The 21,666-nt window shown below is 36.1% G+C and carries 16 protein-coding genes; 3 read left to right on the top strand and 13 right to left on the bottom strand.

Translation table 11 applies throughout. The features are described 5' to 3' along the window. Nucleotides 1-22: 22 nt before the first annotated feature. The 9 genes from FHY45_RS11405 to htpG all read right to left on the bottom strand — a co-directional run bounded on the left by FHY45_RS11405 (nt 23) and on the right by htpG (nt 16,036). Nucleotides 23-1,474, bottom strand: a complete 1,452-nt coding sequence (locus FHY45_RS11405; protein WP_139891903.1) for an ABC transporter substrate-binding protein — start codon at nt 1,472-1,474, stop codon at nt 23-25. Nucleotides 1,475-1,494: 20 nt separating this feature from the next. Next, nucleotides 1,495-2,427, bottom strand: a complete 933-nt coding sequence (locus tag FHY45_RS11400; RefSeq protein WP_139892019.1) for a carbohydrate ABC transporter permease — start codon at nt 2,425-2,427, stop codon at nt 1,495-1,497. Between the two features lie 94 nt (nt 2,428-2,521). Further along, nucleotides 2,522-3,451 (bottom strand): ABC transporter permease, encoded by a 930-nt coding sequence (locus tag FHY45_RS11395; RefSeq protein ID WP_066103708.1) that lies wholly within the window; start codon nt 3,449-3,451, stop codon nt 2,522-2,524. 452 nt (nt 3,452-3,903) lie between these two features. Next, nucleotides 3,904-7,011 carry an alpha-mannosidase gene (locus FHY45_RS11390; RefSeq protein ID WP_139891902.1) on the bottom strand — a complete coding sequence of 1,036 codons (3,108 nt, stop codon included), beginning with the start codon at nt 7,009-7,011 and terminating at the stop codon, nt 3,904-3,906. A gap of 17 nt (nt 7,012-7,028) precedes the next feature. Continuing rightward, nucleotides 7,029-8,909, bottom strand: a complete 1,881-nt coding sequence (locus tag FHY45_RS11385) for a family 20 glycosylhydrolase (RefSeq protein WP_066103704.1) — start codon at nt 8,907-8,909, stop codon at nt 7,029-7,031. Between the two features lie 26 nt (nt 8,910-8,935). After that, nucleotides 8,936-9,565, bottom strand: coding sequence for a YesL family protein (locus tag FHY45_RS11380; protein ID WP_139891901.1), 630 nt, complete (start codon nt 9,563-9,565; stop codon nt 8,936-8,938). Nucleotides 9,566-9,604: 39 nt separating this feature from the next. Next, nucleotides 9,605-10,921, bottom strand: coding sequence for a glycoside hydrolase family 125 protein (locus FHY45_RS11375; RefSeq protein ID WP_066103700.1), 1,317 nt, complete (start codon nt 10,919-10,921; stop codon nt 9,605-9,607). Between the two features lie 11 nt (nt 10,922-10,932). Beyond that, on the bottom strand, nt 10,933-13,632 hold the full coding sequence (locus FHY45_RS11370; protein ID WP_139891900.1) for an alpha-mannosidase: 2,700 nt from the start codon (nt 13,630-13,632) through the stop codon (nt 10,933-10,935). 523 nt (nt 13,633-14,155) lie between these two features. Continuing rightward, entirely contained in the window at nt 14,156-16,036 is a 1,881-nt protein-coding gene (htpG, locus tag FHY45_RS11365) for a molecular chaperone HtpG (RefSeq protein ID WP_066103698.1), read from the bottom strand. A gap of 255 nt (nt 16,037-16,291) precedes the next feature. Here htpG and FHY45_RS11360 point away from each other — a divergent pair, with 255 nt between their 5' ends. After that, nucleotides 16,292-16,474, top strand: a complete 183-nt coding sequence (locus FHY45_RS11360; protein ID WP_066103696.1) for a hypothetical protein — start codon at nt 16,292-16,294, stop codon at nt 16,472-16,474. A gap of 14 nt (nt 16,475-16,488) precedes the next feature. Then, nucleotides 16,489-16,737 (top strand): spore coat protein, encoded by a 249-nt coding sequence (locus FHY45_RS11355; protein WP_066103694.1) that lies wholly within the window; start codon nt 16,489-16,491, stop codon nt 16,735-16,737. A gap of 225 nt (nt 16,738-16,962) precedes the next feature. On the opposite strand, the gene FHY45_RS11350 is transcribed toward FHY45_RS11355, so the two are convergent. From FHY45_RS11350 to FHY45_RS11335, 4 genes are all read right to left on the bottom strand, one after another. After that, nucleotides 16,963-17,061: an Arm DNA-binding domain-containing protein gene (locus FHY45_RS11350; RefSeq protein WP_139891899.1), complete on the bottom strand. Its 99-nt coding sequence runs from the start codon at nt 17,059-17,061 to the stop codon at nt 16,963-16,965. 409 nt (nt 17,062-17,470) lie between these two features. Then, nucleotides 17,471-17,959, bottom strand: coding sequence for a prolyl-tRNA synthetase associated domain-containing protein (locus FHY45_RS11345; RefSeq protein ID WP_139891898.1), 489 nt, complete (start codon nt 17,957-17,959; stop codon nt 17,471-17,473). Between the two features lie 311 nt (nt 17,960-18,270). Continuing rightward, nucleotides 18,271-18,690 carry a hypothetical protein gene (locus FHY45_RS20555; protein WP_180349955.1) on the bottom strand — a complete coding sequence of 140 codons (420 nt, stop codon included), beginning with the start codon at nt 18,688-18,690 and terminating at the stop codon, nt 18,271-18,273. Nucleotides 18,691-18,898: 208 nt separating this feature from the next. Next, nucleotides 18,899-19,345 (bottom strand): DUF6376 family protein, encoded by a 447-nt coding sequence (locus tag FHY45_RS11335; RefSeq protein ID WP_139891897.1) that lies wholly within the window; start codon nt 19,343-19,345, stop codon nt 18,899-18,901. A 1,362-nt stretch (nt 19,346-20,707) separates the two neighbouring features. Here FHY45_RS11335 and FHY45_RS11330 point away from each other — a divergent pair. After that, nucleotides 20,708-21,613, top strand: a complete 906-nt coding sequence (locus FHY45_RS11330) for a sulfurtransferase (protein ID WP_066103684.1) — start codon at nt 20,708-20,710, stop codon at nt 21,611-21,613. Nucleotides 21,614-21,666: the final 53 nt, after the last annotated feature.

Below are 21,666 nucleotides of genomic sequence, written 5' to 3'. Positions count from 1 at the left end.
ACCAGCTTGATTTTTATGTTTATTATTGTTTGCTTTTCCAATCATCATATTGCTTTTGAATTTCTTTTAACACTTTGTCTATTCCGGCCTCTTCTAATTTTTTATTGAATTTAGGCAGATATTCTTCTGGATCCACTGAACCTGTTCCAAGTGCTGGATAAAACTCCTTCGAAATATTCGTTATCGAAGCAAGTTCTGAGCGAACTGGATCACTATTAAAATTGAAACCAAGTGTTGGTGATTTAACGGCCGAAGCATTAAATTCTTCAAATTTCTCCCATTTATCCTTAGGATCTTCTTTGTATAGGTCTAGGATGAAGTGGTTTCCTAAAGAATAGGATGGCATATTATAACTGTCGATACGCGCAGGAAGATCTTCTATTGTTCCATCTTCGTTTTTCTTGTAATGGGTGCCCTCAATTCCTTTATCTACAAGGTTGCGAAGATAGGAATCTGTATTTAGCAAGTTTAGGAATTCCATTGCTTTTTTAGGATTTTTAGATGTAGCCGAAATGGCCTGAATTGAACCAGAAACAGAGTCATTTACAATGGTTGGCGGTTCAGCAGGTGTAGACACAACCTCGTATTTAGCTGAACGGGACCAAAGTAAATCGGCATATGGCTGTGATCCACCCATACGTACAAACCAATTTTCCACATCCATTGGCCATGTGTCTTTACTTGTAGCAGCATCTTCTTTTAGATAGCCAGCTTTATAGTATTTATGCATCGTTTTAAACATATTCATAGCTTCATCTGTATCAAATGGATTAATCACTTGATCTGTTTTCCCTTCAAATGGGAATGCAAAGGGCATTTCACCATTAAAGACATAGTCATAGCGTAAAAATGCTTTAAATGTAGCCATTGGTGTAATAGCAGATTCTTTTTCCTTAATAGTTTTCAGCATTGGCTCTAAATCTTCTACACTTCCAACCTTGGAAATATCGAAGTTGTATTTGTCTACAAGTCGTTTATTAAACGTATAAACCGTTTGTCTTGCTACCTCTTTATTAGCAGGAATACCGTAAATTTTACCATCAATCTTGATACCTTCTAAAAACTGAGGATCAATAACCTCTTTCATCTCTTTTCCTTCATTATTCAACATATCATCAAGAGCCATAAATGCACCCTTTTGAGAATTTTGAACATAATCGGTTCCGTTTGTAAAAATGATGTCAAATTGTTCACCTGAATTGATCATAACTTGCGATTTTTGGGCCCAATCACCCCAATCAATTTGAGTCATTTTCACAGTGGCATTTATTTTCTCCTTTAGGTACTTATTTACCTCATCGAATACTTTATCTGTATCTTTTTGAGGTGTTCCGATGGTGTACCATTTAATTTCATATGGGTCTCCATCTTTTCCGCCGTTTTCCTCATTTGAGCTTTCTTTGCTGGTGCATGCAGATAGGATTGTTCCAATCGATAGAACTAGTGCTAATAGAATCACAAATTTTTTCTTCATACCTCTCTCCTCTTTCTATATTATTCTTTAACGCCGCCAATAGTTAGTCCACTGATGAAGTACTTTTGGAAGAACGGGTATGAAACTGCTATTGGTAACGTGGCGATAACAACCATTGCCATTTTGGCTGACTCTTGTGGAATCGTATCAAATAAACTTTGTTGTATTGAGCCAACATCTAAATTTTGCCTCATAAATTCAAGGTTTGCTTCTATTTTCATTAGTAATGCTTGTAACGGCACTAAATTCGGATTATCTATATACAACAAAGCCGTAAACCAGTCATTCCAATAACCTAATGTGCTAAACAAAGCAATTGTGGCAATACCCGGTAATGACAGTGGAAAGATGATTTGGAAGAAAATCCTCCATTCACTAGCTCCATCAATTCGCGCTGATTCTAATATTGATTCGGAAACTGATTTCAGGAAAAATGTCCTCATTATGATGATATAGAAAGCATTCAATGCAAGCGGTAAAATTAATGCCCAAATTGTATTTTTCAATCCTAAAAACTGAGTAACAATTATATAAGTCGGTACTAGACCGCCGCTGAAAAGCATTGTGAAAAAGGCTAGGAAAGTAAAGAATTTCCGATATTTAAATTGCGGTCTTGAAATAGCGTAAGCATAAAAGGTAATCATTAACACACTTATAATGGTCCCGAGGATAGTAACAAGAATGGTAACGCCATAAGAACGGAATAATCGTTCCTTCATACTCCATAAATAAAGATATGCATCAGTACTCCACTCTTTTGGAAATAGCTGAAATCCATTTCTTACAATACTTTCTTCACTTGTAAAAGAAATTATGATGACATAGATAAATGGAAATACACACATAAATGCTAATATTGCCAGAAACACACTGATAATTATGTTTACGACAGGGGAGATTTGCTGGGGATCACGATACTTTTTCCTTGTCTTATCCCCTCTTAGCTCTCCCATTGATTGTGAAACGACAACCGGTGCTGGATCTTGCTCTAGTTTAGCCATAAAGTTAGCCGCTGGGCGACTCTCCCTCCTTTCCAAAGAAAAAACTTTAAAACAATGCACTTTCCTCATCAATTTTTCTGACTATGTAATTCGTAATCATGACAAGGGTAAAACCTACAACGGACTGATAAAGACCGGCTGCTGTACTCATACCGATATCCCCAAGATTCATAAGACCTCGGTATACGAATGTATCAATAACATTTGTAACCGAATACAATGCTCCGGAATCTCTTGGTACCTGATAGAACAATCCGAAGTCCGAGTTAAAGATCTTTCCGATATTCATAATGGTTAAAATAATCATTAATGGCTTAAGCATTGGTAAAGTAACATGTTTTATTTGCTTCCATTTTGAAGCACCATCAATCATTGCTGCCTCGTAATATGTTCGGTCAATTCCAACTATAGATGCTAAATACACGATACTGCCGTAACCTATACCTTTCCACAAGCTCATAAATACTAGAATAAATGGCCAATATTTTGACTCGCTATACCATGAAATGGGATCAATATTGAACCAACTGAGTACATGATTCATTAGGCCATGATCAGTACTTAAGAAAGTAAAAACAAAATAGCTGCCAATAACCCAGGAAATAAAATGTGGGAAAAGGATAGAAGTTTGATAAATTTTTGATTGCTTTTTATTCACTAGCTCATTAAGCAAAATGGCTATTCCCACAGCAGCAATAAGCCCAACAACAATAAAGATAATATTATATAAGAGAGTATTTCTTGTTATAATCCATGCATCATTTGTACTGAACAAATATTTAAAGTTATCCCAACCTACCCATTCACTATTGATAACGCTTGCAAAAAAACCGTCTGGATGGATTCGAAATTTCTTAAAAGCTAATACTTGTCCAAACATAGGTAAATAGGAGAATACCAATAACCAAATGGTTCCAGGCAGGACCATTAGAAGCCAGACTCGATTTTTATATAGATCACGTGCAAATCTTTTCAAGTGTTTTTACCTCCCTTCAAACTATGTAAGCACTTTCATAACTATATTTTATAGGGAATAGAGCTTAATTTATAGTTGACTAATTTAGGATTAACTGGAAAAAACTTAGAAACAAAATATTTTTAGTACTTTTTATATAACCACAAAGAATAACAAAATCGATTAAAAGATAAATCACTAAAAGACATAAAACAATATCTTCCAGTAATTTTTAAGGCTTAACCTACAACTAGGTTAACGAGGCATAATTTTAAGATAGTAATTTTCATGCTATTTTACTTTTTTTTATTTACTAAACAACTTTTACGTAATTTAAAAAATTTTTAAACAATGTAAGTTTACCTAAAACTTGAAGTTATTGATGTAGTTGCTTAAGCCAAATAGTAAAAGCGAATTGGCTTTATAAATACAAAAATGAACGGAAAGAATGATCAAACCGTTCATTTTTCTGATTATGTTATTCTGATTGTTTTTATTTCATAAGGCCAAATTTCCATCTTAATCGGTGCAGATGATTCTGTACCGATAGGTTCTTCCATTAAATTCGTCTCAATCCATGATGAGTTATCTGTGTGGAAATTCAATGATACCGTACCCCTGCGCCCCTCATATTCATGAATCCGAACGATAATCCCTTTTCCATCGTGAGCAGGCTTAATAGCATCTATCCAAATATGGTCCGAATCAGTTTCTAAGAAAGATTCCTCTCTCGTCCATTTTCCTTCTGTAGATAAAACCGGTGCATTTAAATCCCAAGCTTTTTCCACTGTTTTCGCTATTCTCCAATCTCCTATATGCGGATAAAGAGAATAAGTAAAGGAATGTTGCCCCTGATCAGCTTGAGGATCTGGATGAATTGCCGATTTTAATAAAGTTAAACGCATCACGTTCTCCTTGATGTCATACCCGTATTTTGAATCATTTAGCAAACTGACTCCAAAATCTGGTTCTGATAGGTCGGCCCACTGATGACCGACAGTTTCAAACCTTGCCATATCCCAACTGGTATTCCAATGCGTAGGACGCTTTACATTACCATATTGAATATCATAAGTAGCTTCTGTAGACCGAATATCAACAGAGAACGATGCTTTGAGCAACTTCCTTTTTTCATGCCAATCAACATCAGTTATAAAATCAATCCGTCGATCATTATGATAAAATCTGATTCGTTGAGTAATGGACGAATGATGATACTTCCAAGTAACAAGAAGGCTAAAGAAAAGCTCACCATTTTCCTCCACTTTAAATGTACTAATATCACGAATTTCTTCCATTTTTTCTTGATAGAATAGATCAATATCCCAAGCATCGTGTGCAAGAGGCTTATCTTCAAAGATTTGCAACACATTTCCATTTTGACCATCTGCTAAAATATTACGATTTGTTTCTTTATCGTAAATTTTGATCATCTGACCATACTCATTCCATTCAACTTGGTAGAATGCCGTTTCTAATTTTCTATTATGATAAATAAAATTAGAAGCTGCTGGAATTATTTCATCCGGCTCAAAATTTAAGACAGCTACACCAAAAGAAGGTAGGTTTTTCACTTCAATTAACCACCCATTCTCACTCTTTTGATGGTTTAACTCATGTCCTTCTCTATCTGTCCAAACCCCAGCGTTAAATTGTGCGAATTGAGACACGAATACATTCCTTTTATCCTTACAATGAGTAGCATTAAATAAAATCGCAGACTGTCCCTTCTCTTCAACGTTCTTACTAATAATGTTTGCTTCCACTTGTTGAACAATCTGTAGTGCTTCAGCGTATTCTTCCATCGCATCTTCATATACTTCATGTATCGAGGAACCAGGGATGATATCATGAAATTGATTTCTTAATATAATCTTCCAACCATCCTTAAGTCGGTCAAATCCTAGCCATTCTCCCTTGTCAGATAACCAAGAGGATAGGAATTCTGCCCTTCGGTATAAGAGCTCCAGTTGACGATTCATCTTTTTCATAAATGCTTGGCTAGTATAGGTTCCACGGTGATATTCAAGATATAGTTCGCCGTCCCATTTATGAATATAACCATCGGACTTTTCTACATTTTCGTGCAGTTTTCTAAAAAATTCTCCTGCCCCGGATGTTTTCACATTCGGCATTCCCGGCAGCTGATCGAATCTGCGGCGCATTTCAAGCATATGGCGATTAACGCCACCCCCACCGTCACCGTACCCGTATGATAGTAGAAGATCCTTGGATAAATCCTTATCGCGATAAGCTTCCCAAATCCCTTTTACTGTTTTCGCTGTAATGTAGCCGTTATATGTATAGAACCACGAGTCCGGCTCGTTCCAAGGTTCAGGTGTAGTGATAAAATGAGTTAATATCTCTGACCCATCAATCCCCTTCCAAAAAAATGTATCATGCGGCATACGGTTATACTGATTCCAACTAATCTTAGTGGTCATCATCGTTTTGATCCCAGATTTTTTTAATATCTGCGGCAACGCCCAGCTATAGCCAAACACATCCGGTAACCAGAGATAGTCACAATCGATGCCGAACTCTTCCTTAAAAAAATTCTTCCCATAAAGAATTTGACGGACAAGCGACTCACCACTAGGGATATTACAGTCGGCTTCCAGCCACATCGCTCCTCCTGCTTCCCAATGACCTTCTGCAATTCTCTCTTTTATTTGCTCGTATATTTCAGGATAGTCAGCTTTAATATAATCATAGAGCTGCGGTTGTGTTTGCAAGAAGTGATATTCTGGAAACCGATTCATTAGATTTAGTACCGTTGAAAAGGATCGGGCTGCTTTCTCCCTCGTATTTCTTAACCGCCAAAGCCAGGCAACGTCGATATGTGTATGGCCGACTGCATGTATCGTAATATCTGAATTTTTATCAACTGATCTAAGCGTTTCTTTTATATCGGTCTCCGCTTCATAACATGATTCATAGAATTCAATGCTTCCTGGATCAGTCCAATTAATTCGGAATAAAGCGTCCTGAATCATTTTCTTTAAAAACGAATAATGAGAATCTGCTTCCATGCTTTCTTTTAATACCTCATAAGAAGCTAAAAGGGTATAGTATAAATCATCAATACGAGTATCCAGCCAGCCAATCTTCGCGGTTTGGAGTTTAAATTCATTTTCAACAGGAGGGCCTCCGCCTTCAAAGCCGGACCATAATCGAAAATCTAATCGTATGGATCCTTGCGACGTCTCTTGGTCGAAAAGAACTTCTTCATGATTGGAATCTACTCCTTGTACGGGCTTTCCATTAATAAATAATAAGGACTCAAAACCAGAGTTATTTCCTCCTCCTGTTTTCCCAAAAGAAAATAGTCCGACAATTTGTTTATTATTATATGGGAGGTGGCTATCGACATTAGCATGTATCCACATGTAACGATCTCGTCCCTTCCAATAGTTGCCTAACCTCATTTGATGATGTTCATCGTATTCCAATGGTGGAAAGGCACCAATCCTACCATTGTCACTGCAGGTGTTAAATTGAGGAATATCATAGCAGTCACGGTAACGATACTCCCCTAGTTCTTGAATACGTGCTTCAAACTTTCTTTCGGTTAAAAACATGTTTTCACTCCTATGTTTTAGATTGAGAAATTACCAGCAGTGACAATTCGATGATATATATTCCCACCTACTAATCCATCTACAATCTCCCAAGGTCCATCGTGAAGCAGTCGTTTTTCATCTAATTCATTAATTTGATCAATTCTTCCATCAAGCCACTCATTGAGACGATATTTTATGGTGTCAATTCTTGTAATAACCCCCCCATAGCGGATATCAATAACTTCCCAACCGAATGGTTTATAGGCTGTAAACCAAATATCACGATGTTTTTGACGGAGCAGGTCCACGTTAGTTTGAATCCAATCGAGTTTAGGTAAGAATGAACGGATCTGTTCAACATCCTTTTTGTCATAAAGCTCCTTTAACTGAAGGCCTATTTCCGCCTTCACACTCAACACTCTAGCCAGCTGCCCATAAAAGTCGAATAAATGCTCCCAATCAGGATTATGAAGTTTAGCCTTTTCAATCTCATAAACTAGCTTATTATAATGTTCGCCAAGCCCTAAACCTCGAACATTCTCATCATAGAGACCGATTAAAATATCTTGATACAATAATATCTTCGAAGTCATAGATGTGTTCATATTATTCTCCATGACTCCTGGCGTTTCATCCAAGTGTTTCAAAATCATAAAATCTTCAAAGTGTCCTTGACAGCAAAATGCAAAGCGGTCGCCGACTTGTTCATTCGTTACTACTTGGTGATAGGTATGTTCAGCAAATAATTGAAGGATCGGATAAGCCGTTGAGAAAGGTGTCTCTGCTCCATTATCACCCCAGAGTGTAACAAAGACTTCCTTAACTCCTTCTTTTTTACATGCGGCCATAGCTGCTTCAGTAGTAGCAATTGCTTTTCCGTAATTCGGTGCAATTCCATTCCATGTCCATGCACCGCCAGCGAAAATTGGTAGGCGACCTAGATCTTTATGATGTTGGATATATTCTTCATATACCTCCTGCTCTTTACGATAATAATTCCAATAGACAAGGTCTACATCCGGAATTCCACCTAAAATTTCTTCGCTAATATGACCTTTTTCATCATGGTATTTACTATCCTTGGAGAATAGAGGGAAATACATATCACTCCATATCATTGGTTTATAGCCATACTTTTCGGTAATTGCTACAACCTTTTGTATGTGGCGGTTCATAATTTCAATATGATTCACATAACCGTGGTTTTCCAAATACCTTCCAAGTCCTAACTGGAAAGTTTCATCCATTCCAATATGAATACGTTTCGTATGGAAAGCTTCAGAAACGGCTTTAATACAGTTCTCCAAAAATTCATAGGTCTTCGGCTCATCCACCAATAGGATATCATCGGTATCTCTAAATTCAGAAGCATAGTTCCACTTCAGCGCTTCCCGTAAATGCCCTAATGTTTGGATACATGGAATCATTTCAATTCCAAGTTTATTGGCATAATTATCACATGCTTTTAGCTCTTCAATTGTGTATCGTCCTCGCATATAACCAAAATAAGGATGCTCCTTAACTTCATAAGTGTCCTCTGTGTAAAGCATCAATGTGTTAAGTCCCATAATTGCCATTTTTTGCAGCAGCTTTTCCAATTCAGTAACTGTTGGGACGGCATTCCTTGAGGCATCAAGCATTACACCACTCATTTCAAAATTCGGGTCTTCTGATATATCAAATTCATGGTTTTTCTGATAATTCTCAATCCACAAACCTAAAGCACGAAAAAAATGTACCGGCTGATCATAGCTAATTTCCCCGCTACCGTTTTGATTAGCAACCCTAAGCTGTCCACTTTCATTTTTCACCTGAATGGGATGCCCTTCCGTGGAAAGCTCTATATTTAGATGCTTAGACAGAATCTCTATACCATTTTGTACTGAATTTACATCTCCCTTAATATGCAATTTCAAAATAAACTCCTCCTTAAAGATTGTTTTTAGTAACCTTTATTGCTACTTACTTGACTATCTAAAGCTGTAAATCGGCTAAGACAGATTCTCATCATCCAAAAGGCAGGCGCAACTGCAGACACAAATAGAATAAGACCTGGATACTCATTAATCATATAGCCAATCAGGATAAGGCCAATCAAAATGAGTATAGTAGAAGGCAAGCTGGTCGCTGCAAACAGAAATGACTGTTTAATGTAATCCCTATTTGGTAGTTCATAATGAGCATAGATTGCAAAAAAGTACCCAATCGCTAAAAATAACACGCATACAAGAATGTATAAGAAGATAGAAAGAAAACTAGCCAAAAAGCCTGTCATCACTTGGTCAACTATTCGAATATCAATAAACAGGAAAAGTCCGATGCCATAGAAAATCAAGCCATTTACATTACTTCTTCTCCATTCTTGAAAATAAATCTGCTTAAATGTTTTTAAAACAGGTACATCCGTTTCGTTTCTAATCCATTTTCTTAATATCGTAAATAAAGCCACCGACGCAGGGAAAAATCCGAATATGCCTAATCCAAGGATAGTAAACGCAAACCAACACCAATTGACTAAAATCACTCTCCAAATCCACTCACAAACACCAATGATCCATGGCACTTTTTTCATTGCTTCATCCCCTCAAATGAAAATTCTCCTTCAAGATACTTATTGATTTTTAATCAATTGGTGATAAAGCGGGCTTCCTTTTACCGCTTTCCCCGTTAAACTTAATACAAATTCACTAAACATTGTGTTAGCCCAAGCAAACCAATCTCTTGTAAATTCTTCTGGGCAATCGGCGTTAAAGCCCTCATGCATATACGCCGTTCCGCCATCAGTTGTTTTAAAATAGTCTAGTATCATTTGTTTTTCGCCTTCAACCGTTGTCGTCATTCCTTGAATTGCAAGTGCAATATGCCAGATATAATGATCAGGTGTATGTGGACTTCCGATTCCATTTGCAAATTTCCCTTCATAATAATATGGATTATCCCTACTTAATATAAATTGGCGTGTATTCGCATATACTTGATCTTCATATGGCATGTATCCTAAATAAGGAGCAGCCAGCAGGCTTGGAACATTCGCATCATCCATTAAATTGACCCTGCCCTCACCATCCGTTTCATATACATACATGTCACCGTTAATTGGGTGAGAGAACTTGGCAAAAGTTTCGATTCCTTGTTTTATTTCATTGCGAAGATTCAGACATTCTTTGCTTAATATTGGTAGGTTCAATACTTGATTGCTGATTTCAGCTGCATATTCAAGTACTACCACTGCAAACATATTAGAGGGCACTAAATACCCGTAAGTACAAGCGTCATCACTTGGACGGAAGGCACTCCATGTCATTCCGGTCGGTACAACATGTCCTCCTTTTCCATGACGTATTAATGTGTCGGACTGACGAACTTCTGCACGTTCAAACCGGTATGGTGAATGATTTTCATGATCCTGCTCCGTTCTCCATACATGAAGAATTGTTTTCATAACATCCTGGAACGATTCTTGTAAAAACGCAGTACGTCCTGTAGACTTCCAAAATAGGTAAGCCAGTTGGATTGGATAGCACAAAGAATCAATTTCATATTTTCGTTCCCAAATATGTGGGGTCATCGTTGTTATGTCGGTTTGATAACCTTTGCCGTTGGCACTTTCATTAAAAGCATTAGCATACGGATCATGAAGTATAAAAGAAAACTGTTGGCGAATTACTCCTTCGATTAAATCCGCTAATTCTTCATCTTCTTCTGCTGCCAGTAAATAGGGCCTTACTTGTGCAGCTGAATCGCGGAGCCACATTGCCGGAATATCACCGGTAATTACGAAGGTTTTGCCATCTTCCTGTTTTTTTAAAGTCGTTGTAAACGTATTAACAAAACATTGCTCAAACATTCTTTGTAATTTTGCGTCTTCCGGAAAAAAGTCATTTACATGTTTGATAAGTCTCTGCATTGATTTAGGAATAGTTATCATCAAATCACACCCTATCCTTTTCTTTTAAATCCAAGTGTAATGATTTCTGCATTTCCTGCTTCATATTGATTTTCTGTCAAAGTTGTTGAATCTTCCAAGATATTACTCTTGTACGATTGATAATCTTTGATAGATGCTTTTAGTATCGCATTCTTTTCACCAGGATTAAACCAGCGAATCATGATATCATCACGATCTTCCGCTACTTTCATAGAGGACCATGCTAGTCCCTTGTCTTCAGATTGTACAAATTGATGTATTGGTGGCCTTGTACCTTTATGTATAGTTGGTTGAACAATAACAAGAGGTACTTTAAATTGGTAAGCATCAACAAAAGCTTGTGATTTAATCACATCTTTTTCATGTGACAGTACTTGCCACTCTGCTGTCTGGATTCCTAAGCATTGTGCTTCAGGTGTCGAAAAATATCCCCAGTCTCCGAGCTCAGCTACCGAACGGAGAACAGTAATTGCGATCGTACCGTCTTCTGGCAGGATTTCATATTCTTGAAGACCATGGGTTGCCACGGTTAAGCCCATTTGCTCATCTGCTATACTGCTAAATCGCTGCTGATGGTGACAAAAGCTAGGATTATCCCATTCTTTTTCTGGTTTATTGGGACGAGTAACAATTTCAAATATACTATCTGCTTTGTGAGTTTCTGTCTTTAAACCAGTTGGGAAAAGCACACGGAGACGATGGTCTGTTGCTTGATTATCAATGGTCAGCGTAAAAACCGGACCTTTCATTCCTTTTGCCAGTGTGACAACAGTTCGTAAAGTAATTGTTGTCATTTCATCAGATCTACCTGCCTCCCGTTCTTTATGCCAAACTAATTGGTTCCTTTCTAAGGCTAATCGCTCATCCGCACATGCTGGAATTGATAACGTATGAGTATACTGGAGTACAGTTTTGAGTTTACTTTGTTCCAACCATGAAAATTCGGCTGCTATCCCCTTTGTATTGATGGAGGCATGCCCCTCTGTTTCCTTAAACATATATTCGTTTCCAATATCACCAGTGTCTTCATATATACCAAGATGATGAAATACTTCTTCCGTTAGTTTATTCATTAAATCAAAGCTTCCATCTCCATGAAAATGTAAATGAACATACTCATTTTCCATTTCAAATCTATCATTCTCAGTTTCTCTTGTTTCAGCTAGATGTGCTGGAACCTTTTCTGGTAAAAGGTAGAACGTTTTATAGCCAAATGAAGGAATTCCTTCAGCGAAGAATGATAGCTTAGCCCGTTTAGCAAAAAACGGCTGTCGAAATTGATCGTCTGGTAAATCATATCCAAATTCAATAACAGGTTTTTCAAGGTAATAATCTATTGCCTTTCCTTGATTATCTACGAGTTTATAATAAGGTAATTCTCTTTCCTTAAGATAATTTGGTATTTCTTTAAAATCCATTTGAGAAAAAAATATTTTATCCAGATCGATTTCTTTTATGACTACTTCATTTTTCTCCCAACCGGTTGTATTAATTACAAGGAGTGGGATCCCGCCATCCGGTGTTTCAGATGTATCAATTCTTTCAGCAATCTCAGCAGCAAGTTCCTTAACAAATACATCTCCCATCTGCGAAACTGTTTCAAAACGTGTGACCATTTCACGATGGACTTCATCTACACTGCAGCCACAAATGCTATCATGTGGGTGATTCTTCATCAGTGTTTTCCACATAAAACGGATATATTCTCTCGGGTAATCCCCTCCGGCCAAAAGGTTAATAGCTGCAAGTGGTTCCACGACTTTTTCCAGCAATATTTGACACCTCGTATTCCATTGCTTTAAATAAATACGGCTTGATGCCGTGTTGACAAGGGTAGACCAGCCATCTGTTCGCTGGTTGCGAAGCTCACCTTCAATGATTTGCAGGTTATTGGGAAGTGAGACTTTTAATGCTTGTATATATTCAGCAAAGCTGGAGTGTTTAAATGTATAATCTGGATATAGAGCACCGGCTGTTTCAATTGCTTGCGGTATTGTTTTTTGCAATGGCTGATGGTCGCAGCCGTTCATGAATAATAATTGATTAGTCGAGGCATATTTCTCTGCATCCTGGATTTTTTTATCCCAAAATACCTTTGCTTCTTCCTCATCAACTGGAATTTCATTCCCATTCGAATACCAATTCGCAAAAAGAATACCTAAAACACTAGAACCGTCTGGCGATTTCCAAACAATCTCGGAATAAGGGGATTCAAAGTTTGGTGTATCCGATACTGTATTATTAAAGCCAGTAGGCTTAACACCACGCCCAAATGCTGCTGTATCAATGCCCGCCTGTTTCAGAATTTGAGGTGCCTGTCCATAAATCCCAAATGTATCCGGAAAATAACCAATTTTTGAAGCATGGCCATAGACTTCCGTATCATACAAACCAATCTGTAAGTTCCTGATATTAGCTTCAGAACTGGTTAAGAAAGCATCCTGCAACACGTACCAAGGACCAATATAAAGTTTTTTATCTTCAATCAATTGTTTTACGATTTCAAAATTTTCAGGGTGGACTGCAAAATAGTCCTCTAAAAGGATTGTCTGGCCGTCAAGATGAAACGATTTAAATGTATTACCATCCTTCTTAAATTGCTCAATGATACTATTCATGAGTTTGATAAAGTAAAAACGATGTTTTTCAAAAGGTAAATACCACTCTCTGTCCCAGTGAGAATGAGAAATTATATGGGCAGTCTTATTCATAAAGACTTTTCCTCCTTTGGTGATTTACACTCAACAAGAAAGCGCTGTCATTTTTTTGTAAATAGATTCCTTCAATATCTACAATAAAAAAACCAAGTTCTTCTAGCAATAGAATAGAGGAAAGTCATAAAGTTATTACAGTAGATATTAAATTAGTCCAGTGAATTTGTTATGTAGTTTAACTTTATCTTTTAGATACAATTTCTTTGGATTATTAAAATGCATTATTCATACCTTCCTGTATAAAGAAAATTACAATTATGAAAATGATGGAAATCACCCAAAATGCAAAGGCCTAATCTTCTATAATGAATGGTACAGAGAATATTTATAATGGTTATCTTAACTGCTGTATACGCTCCTTCCTCTACTTGTCCTTCTGTATCATCACATCTACAATGTGCTTATACGAACAAAAATTTATTCTAATATCCTATATATAATAGAGCTGGAAAAGATGCTATATATATAAAAGCATCAGTCTACCCATCTCCTAGGGTAGACTGATGCTTTAAGGTTATGATTAAACCATTACTTTACAAATATTATTTGTAAACTCAACTGGGTCATTGATTGGCAGTCCTTCTATTAATAAGGCCTGGTTATACAATAGCTCAGTATATAAATCCAGCTTGGATTTATCCTGTTCATAAGCTGCTTTTAAAGATTGGAAGACTTCATGATTTGTGTTGATTTCCAATACTTTATCTGCCTTCACATTTTGATTATCAGGCATAGCATTCAAGATTTTTTCCATTTCAATCGTGATTTCTCCATCAGCGGATAAACAAACAGGGTGTGTTTTTAAACGTTTGGAAGCCCGGACATCCTTCACTTTGTTTGTAAGTAATTCCTTCATATAATTGAATATCTCAGTATTTTCTTCTTCTTGTTCATCTGTTTGCTTGTCTGAAGAATTGCGATCAATACCAAGATCTCCGCTGGAGACAGATTTAAATTCTTTCTCTTTATAGTTCATGATCATTTTAACGGCGAACTCATCAATATCTTCAGTGAAGTACAGGATTTCATACCCTTCATCTAGAACAAGCTCTGTTTGAGGAAGCTTTTCTATTCTTTCATAGGAATCACCGGTTGCATAATAAATGTATTTTTGATCCTCTGGCATTCTCGACACATACTCATCAAGAGTCACCAATTTCTTCTCTTTGGAAGAGTAGAACATTAGCAGATCCTGTAAAGCTTCTTTATTTGCTCCAAAATCACTATACACGCCAAATTTAATTTGACGGCCGAAGGATTTGTAGAATGAATCGTATTTCTCACGGTTATTTTTTAATAATGATTGAAGCTCACTCTTAATTTTTTTCGAAATATTTTTTGCAATAAGCTTTAATTGTCGGTCATGCTGCAGCATTTCCCTTGAAATATTCAGTGATAGATCCTCTGAATCGACCATCCCTTTCACAAAGCTGAAATGGTCAGGAAGTAAATCAGCACATTTCTCCATGATCAGAACACCGTTTGAATACAGCTCCAGCCCTTTTTCAAACTCCTTGGAGTAATAATCGAAAGGAATATTCTCAGGGATGTAAAGAATTGCATTATAACGGATTGTTCCGTCTACATTGATATGCAAGTGTTTAAGCGGCTTATCAAAGCCGTAATGCTTTTCATGATAGAAGCTTTCATAATCTTCATCCGTTAATTCACTTTTATTCTTTTTCCAAATCGGAACCATACTATTGATGGTTTGTTCCTCAATAATATTTTCATATTCATCTTCGCTGCCCTCAATTAGGTGCTTCTCTACGGTATCCATTTTGATTGGATAGCGAATGAAATCGGAATATTTCTTGATAATGGATTTTAATTTATATTCATCTAAATATTGATCGAAATCTTCTTCCTCTGAATTTTCTTTAATCGTAAGAATGATTTCAGTACCGATTGTTTCCTTTTCGCATGGAACAATCGTATATCCTTCCGTACCTTCTGATTCCCATTTATACGCGGTATCAGAATCAAGCGCTTTACTGATTACTGTCACTTTATCAGCTACCATAAACGCTGCATAAAAACCAACGCCGAATTGTCCGATAATATCATGGCCATCTTTTGATTCATTTTCACTTTTAAAAGCTAAAGATCCACTTCTAGCTATCGTACCAAGGTTATTTTCAAGTTCTTCTTTGGTCATCCCAATACCAGTATCCAAGATGGATAAGGTTCTATTTTCTTTGTCTGCACTTACTTTTATGTAATAACTTTCTTTATTAAATGTTAAGGACTCATCTGTTAATGCCTTGTAGTAAAGTTTATCAATCGCATCACTGGCATTTGAAATAAGTTCACGCAAAAACACCTCGCGCTGAGAATAAATTGAGTTAATCATCATTTCCAATAATCGTTTGGATTCTGCTTTAAATTGCTGTTTTTCCATTTTCGTCTTTTCCCCTCCATCGTGTTCTGTAAAGAAAGAATATCCGGCAATTAGCACTCATGAATATCGAGTGCTAATTGCTATCTATTTTTAATTATTCACAATTTTAATATGGTGTCAATATTTGTAGGATAACTTGTTCGTGTAAAAGTAAAGTGAAGTGATTCACTGATAAGATCAACAACCTTTTAGAAATGCATATTTTATGTGGTTTTAGCAGATAGTAGGAGTGTATTTTTATTGAGGAGTGATAATATGCCAAACTTAAATGAATTAGAACTTCAGAACCTGCGTCATATGATCGGCTCGCATGGCACCCTAGCCACTAAGCTTGATTATTATGCACAGCAATGTACAGACCCAGAAATCATACAACAGCTACAAAAAGATGCTCAAGACGCAAGAAATCATAAAGAAGACCTAATGAAATTTTTATAAAAGGAGGATTTGTCATGCAGGAAAAAGAAATGATTAATGATTATTTATCAGGATTAAACAGTAGTCTTACAGGTTATGCGTCTATTATTGCACAGACAGAAAATCAGGAATTAAGACAAAAGGTTCAAGATATGAGAAATCAAGATGAACAAAGACAATATCAAGTCTATTTACTGGCTAAGCAAAGAGGCTATTATAAACCAGCACAGCCTGCAACCGAAGATGAAATCATGACCGTCAAGAATGAATTATCGCAGGGATAACAGACAGGTCTTTATTTAACCCTCTTCTTGACAGGGTGGGGGTCGCTGGTTCGAACCCAGTCGGGATCACACTTTACAAGAAGGCTTAAACCTAATGGTATCAAGGGTTTGAGCCTTTTTTCTATTTTTAGTAAAATTAATATTCCATAAACCGATTCGTCTCCTAATAAGAATCTTTGCATGAATATGCCTAAGATTATGAAGTGGCATGGAACCTTCGCCTTTTTAATTAAGCGCTTCACGTTTTGTTTTAAAACCAATTCGATAAATCTGTTTCCTCTTGCCAGTAAGTGTGTCAGCACCGGCATCTATCCAAACGACCATACTTTACCAACTTTTTAACTGTCAATAAAAAAACCTCCATTTTTGTTGATGGAGGTAGGGTTGATATTAGTATGGATTTATGAAATAGAAGCATAGTTTGTACTGTGAAAGTTATCTTTCTCTATAGCTTCATATGCAGGATTGAGGGTTGTCCATTCCCTTCCTAACCGCTTCCATATATTCCTCCGCCTAAATATTATTGTATCGGCGTATGGACTGTACTGTCCAAGTTCAAACTAAATCGATATCTTCTAATTGATCCAACTTCACTATCACTACCGTCTAAACCGTACATTTTTGACTTCAACCTACTAGTCCAAATTTATGTTAATTTTTTATTTAGTGCTTTTGCATTCAAAAACGCACTCGATTATTTAAGTTTAATCATTCACTAAATTGGTTGGTTTTATTAAAGTTCAACAATCGTGTACTCATACCCGATTGTAGCTATAAATTTATACATATCTCCTGTAGACATAAATAGAGTTTTAGTGTTGTCATTAGGGTGGAACGTTATTAATCTTTCTGAGAGCATCTCTTTATCTAAATAGACTTTTATGTCGTGTTCATCATTGTTTAGCAATCCAAAAATAGAAACAAAACCAGGAGATAACCCCATTTTTTTCATTAACCGTTCGGAAGAACCAAAGCTTATCCGTTTTTCATTGAGAATAGTAGCAAGATGATCCATATCAAGACGCTTTGCTCCATCCATTATAACTAAATAAAACGCATTCTTTTTTTTATTGGTGAGAAAGAGCGTTTTAGTGCGCACCCCTTCTTTCCCATCAATATATTTGTCTGCTTCAGCTGTTGTCCAAGCAGGAGGGTGTTCAACTACTTCAAATGGAATATTCATTTTAGTTAAGGTATTATATACAATTTGATATTGTTCCATAAAGAATAGGCCTCCATCATTACAGTTCTGAATATTGTTATTATATTAAAATATTTTATCATAAAAATCCCGAAGTATTTGCCTTCGATAAATCAATCTTGAAAAATCTTATTAATCATTTTAAATAACGATCACTAAGCTAACCAATAGACCATAACAAAAGAAACTGCGATCTGATGTGAACCCAAGAAGTTAGATTGGACTCTATCTGGGGTTTCAGTACAGATCGCAGTTCCTTTAATTTTATCAAAGCTACGCTACTAGTAAATAATTAGAATCTATAACCATTAAGTTTGCTTCGCTTATTTTAGCTACCGATTAATCAGAAATAGAAAAGCTAGTACTACAATTAATAATGCAATAAAAACTGACATCCACCCGATCTTCACCCTTATTAATAAACGGTCAACAGTAAAGAATGAGATGGCAGAAATAAGACCAAAAACTTGTAACATTGATCCGAAAACAACATGAAATAAAAAGGAAGCAATTTCACGAATTACCCCTTTTTTTGAAAGCTTCCTGCTAAACCAGTCACTAAATATGGATGTCATAACCCCGTAGGTAATAACAATCATAAAATTCATATAATATAAATTATAAAATAAATCCCCTTCAAAACCCGCTGGTATTGAAAAGATAAGGGAAAATAGTAAACTACTAACAACGGCCGTTACTATTTTCCTCTTTAAAATAATCGATATTTCCCCTATTTTATCTTGTTTGCTCAAACATAGCACCCCTAAGAAAGATTAGTATTTAATATAAATATTCGATAATCCATCATCTATACCCTTTTTCATTAACGTGCCCCTTTATCTCCATAAGAGGTTTAACAAAAAAACATAAATCCTCCCTGGATCAACGGACTGATAGTAGTACAATAAAAAAATGGCTACAGGATTTATAAATCCTGTAGCGCCTCAGTAGAATATTATTTTATTCGCTTAATTTCTTAATTTGGCTTAACAGATCATTATAAACAGCGATTTCCTCCAATAAACCAATTTCCGAAAGAAATTCTGAACTTAATGTGCTTGCTTCTATATTTTCTAAATACAACTCAATACCACTTGCTAGTTCCATATTATGCTCTACCACTTGATTATGGATATCCTCTAACATAGCCGGTGCTTCAAGTATATTGAATTCTTCTAATTCATTTTGCATTTCTGTTAATAACTCTTCTAATTGAATTTTTGAATTTAAATCGTTTATTGCTGCTTCTGCTACAGTTGGTAATTCATTTGCAAATTGATTTACTTCATCGATGTAATCCGTAGCCTCCGTAACATAATTTAAAGAATTTGACACTTCCTCTATTGTCGAACAACTCGTCAGAAAAATAGTCATTGGGAAAATAAGCATTGATAATAATTTTTTCATTCTTTTTCCTCCATCCATTCCTCAGTATAAACAAACTATATACCCTAATCGACTCATACTGGCCAAGTATATTTCATACCATTATCAGTCATCCAATTTATTAATTTATGGAAGAATCACTCTACTCAATGTAAAAACAACATTTATCTTTAACAAAAGCTCTTTTAAGAATAATAACAAACCTACTGATATCTTCTAGTTTAACACACTAACCGATTACTCCATTTATTCTCGATCCAATCAAAAGCAAACATTCAACTATAACAAAACAATCTATTCCATGATTGTATATTTAATGTTAAAGAATTATTGCCCACACCCTTAACCAAACCAAATAATATACTGTCGTTAGCCTATAAAAAATTGAATTAGGAGTGTATATTAATGGAATATTATGATCGACAAATTCCCGGGCTTCCCAATCTTCCGTTTCCTATTCCAGGATGGCCTGGAACATCAACAGGGTGGCCGAATACCAATACTGGAATGCCCGGCACAGGTGGTTCACCAACTGGGGGCACCCCCCACCTTCACAGAATACGATTAATATGTATCAATATCTTCTACAAAACCCGTCAAAAGGCCAAGAGGTTCTAACATCAGGTACATGGGTTGGTTCAGGAACTGGAACAACTTTTGGGGTGGGCTGTGATAGACGCTGGACTATTATGCTTTTAAATAATGGTCGTTATGTATTAATGTGGGTCCTATCAGCAAGTCCGTTTGGTAATACTACAGGAATCATTTTTCCTGCTTTTACTTTTGCCTCTTTCCCTACATCTAGTATATTAGCTTATAGTTGCTAATTATTAATTATCTAGACATATGTAAATACCACGAATCTCTTAATATGACCGTAAAAAGTCAACTATCTGTCCACCGATACTATAAGTAAATCACTAGCGGTGGATGGATATTTTCTCTCGAAGTATACATACCATCGCAATATAAGATTATCCAAACAACGAATGAACCCTAGAATCGCTTATTATCAAACTACTTAATCAAACCTAAAAACTTTCAGGTACAGAATTCTATTTATCGGACTAGTATTTGTAACGTAATGCATTTTATATGTATTTCTTTAATGATACTTTTACGAAAGATAAATGAAGGAAAGACTCCCTGTTTGACAGCTTATGAGACAATCTCCCGTTGAGATAAGTATGTTACGTATCAATGTTTTAGAAAGGCATCAAATATCAATTTTTCATAAACAGTGTCAAATAATTATAGACTTTCCTGATAGTTATTGGGATCTAAATTAAATTGTCACTGATGTTAGATAAAAAGCTAATTCATAGTATTTACATAGAAATTATTATATATTTAACAGAATAACTTATATAGGAGGAAATATACATGCAAACAATTCCTATTATTGTTTCTACAGAATGGTTATCAAGCCGACTTGATGACCCTAAATTAAGATTAATAGACGTAACTACTCTTATGAAACCCTTAGAAAATGGCAGTATCACACTCTCATCAGGTAAGGAATCATATGAACATGAACATATACCTGGGGCGGTGTATGCAGATTTAATAAATGAACTATCTGATTCCGCTTCTGATTTACCATTCACTGTTCCTGATAGAGATTATTTCATAGAAAAGGTTTCAGAATTAGGAATCGGCGATCAGGATACTTACACTGTAATCTATGACCGAGGAGCGGTTGTTGGGGCTCCATTTTTTGCTCCATATTGGGCATCTCGTTTAAGATGGCAGCTTAAATATGAGGGCTTAGACAATATTGCTATTTTGGATGGAGGTTTGCCAAAATGGATTGAAGAAGGTCGTCCTGTTACTACTGATCAGACATCCTATCCAAAAGCTTCGTTTACAAGCTATAGAAGAGATCATTTATTAGTTACAATGGATGAGGTTTTAAAATCTATAGATGATGATTCGGTTATTCTAATCAACAGTCTCTCTCCAGAGGATTTTCGCGGTGAAACTAACAGTTATCTGAGAAAAGGCCATATACCCGGCAGTGCCAATGTATTCTTCGGATGCCATACTGATTCAACAACAAAAAATGTTCTTTCTGATGAAGAATTGAAGGATAACTTTGCGGATATCGGTGTATTTGATTCCAATAAAAAAGTAATCACCTATTGCGGTGGCGGAATCGCTGCTACCTGGAATGCTTTAATACTAGAAAAATTAGGTGTGCAAAATGTCGCGGTGTATGATGGCTCCATGAATGAATGGGCCTCCAAGCCTGACCTACCATTAGTCACTGGAAGTAAAATGATAGATTAATTGATAATTAGAGAAGATCCTCAAATCATTCGGTTTGGGGGTCTTCTATTATT

Source organism: Bacillus sp. D386 (assembly GCF_006346415.1).
Note: the sequence above shows the minus strand (reverse complement) of the source record. Positions and strands in the feature narration are given on the sequence as shown.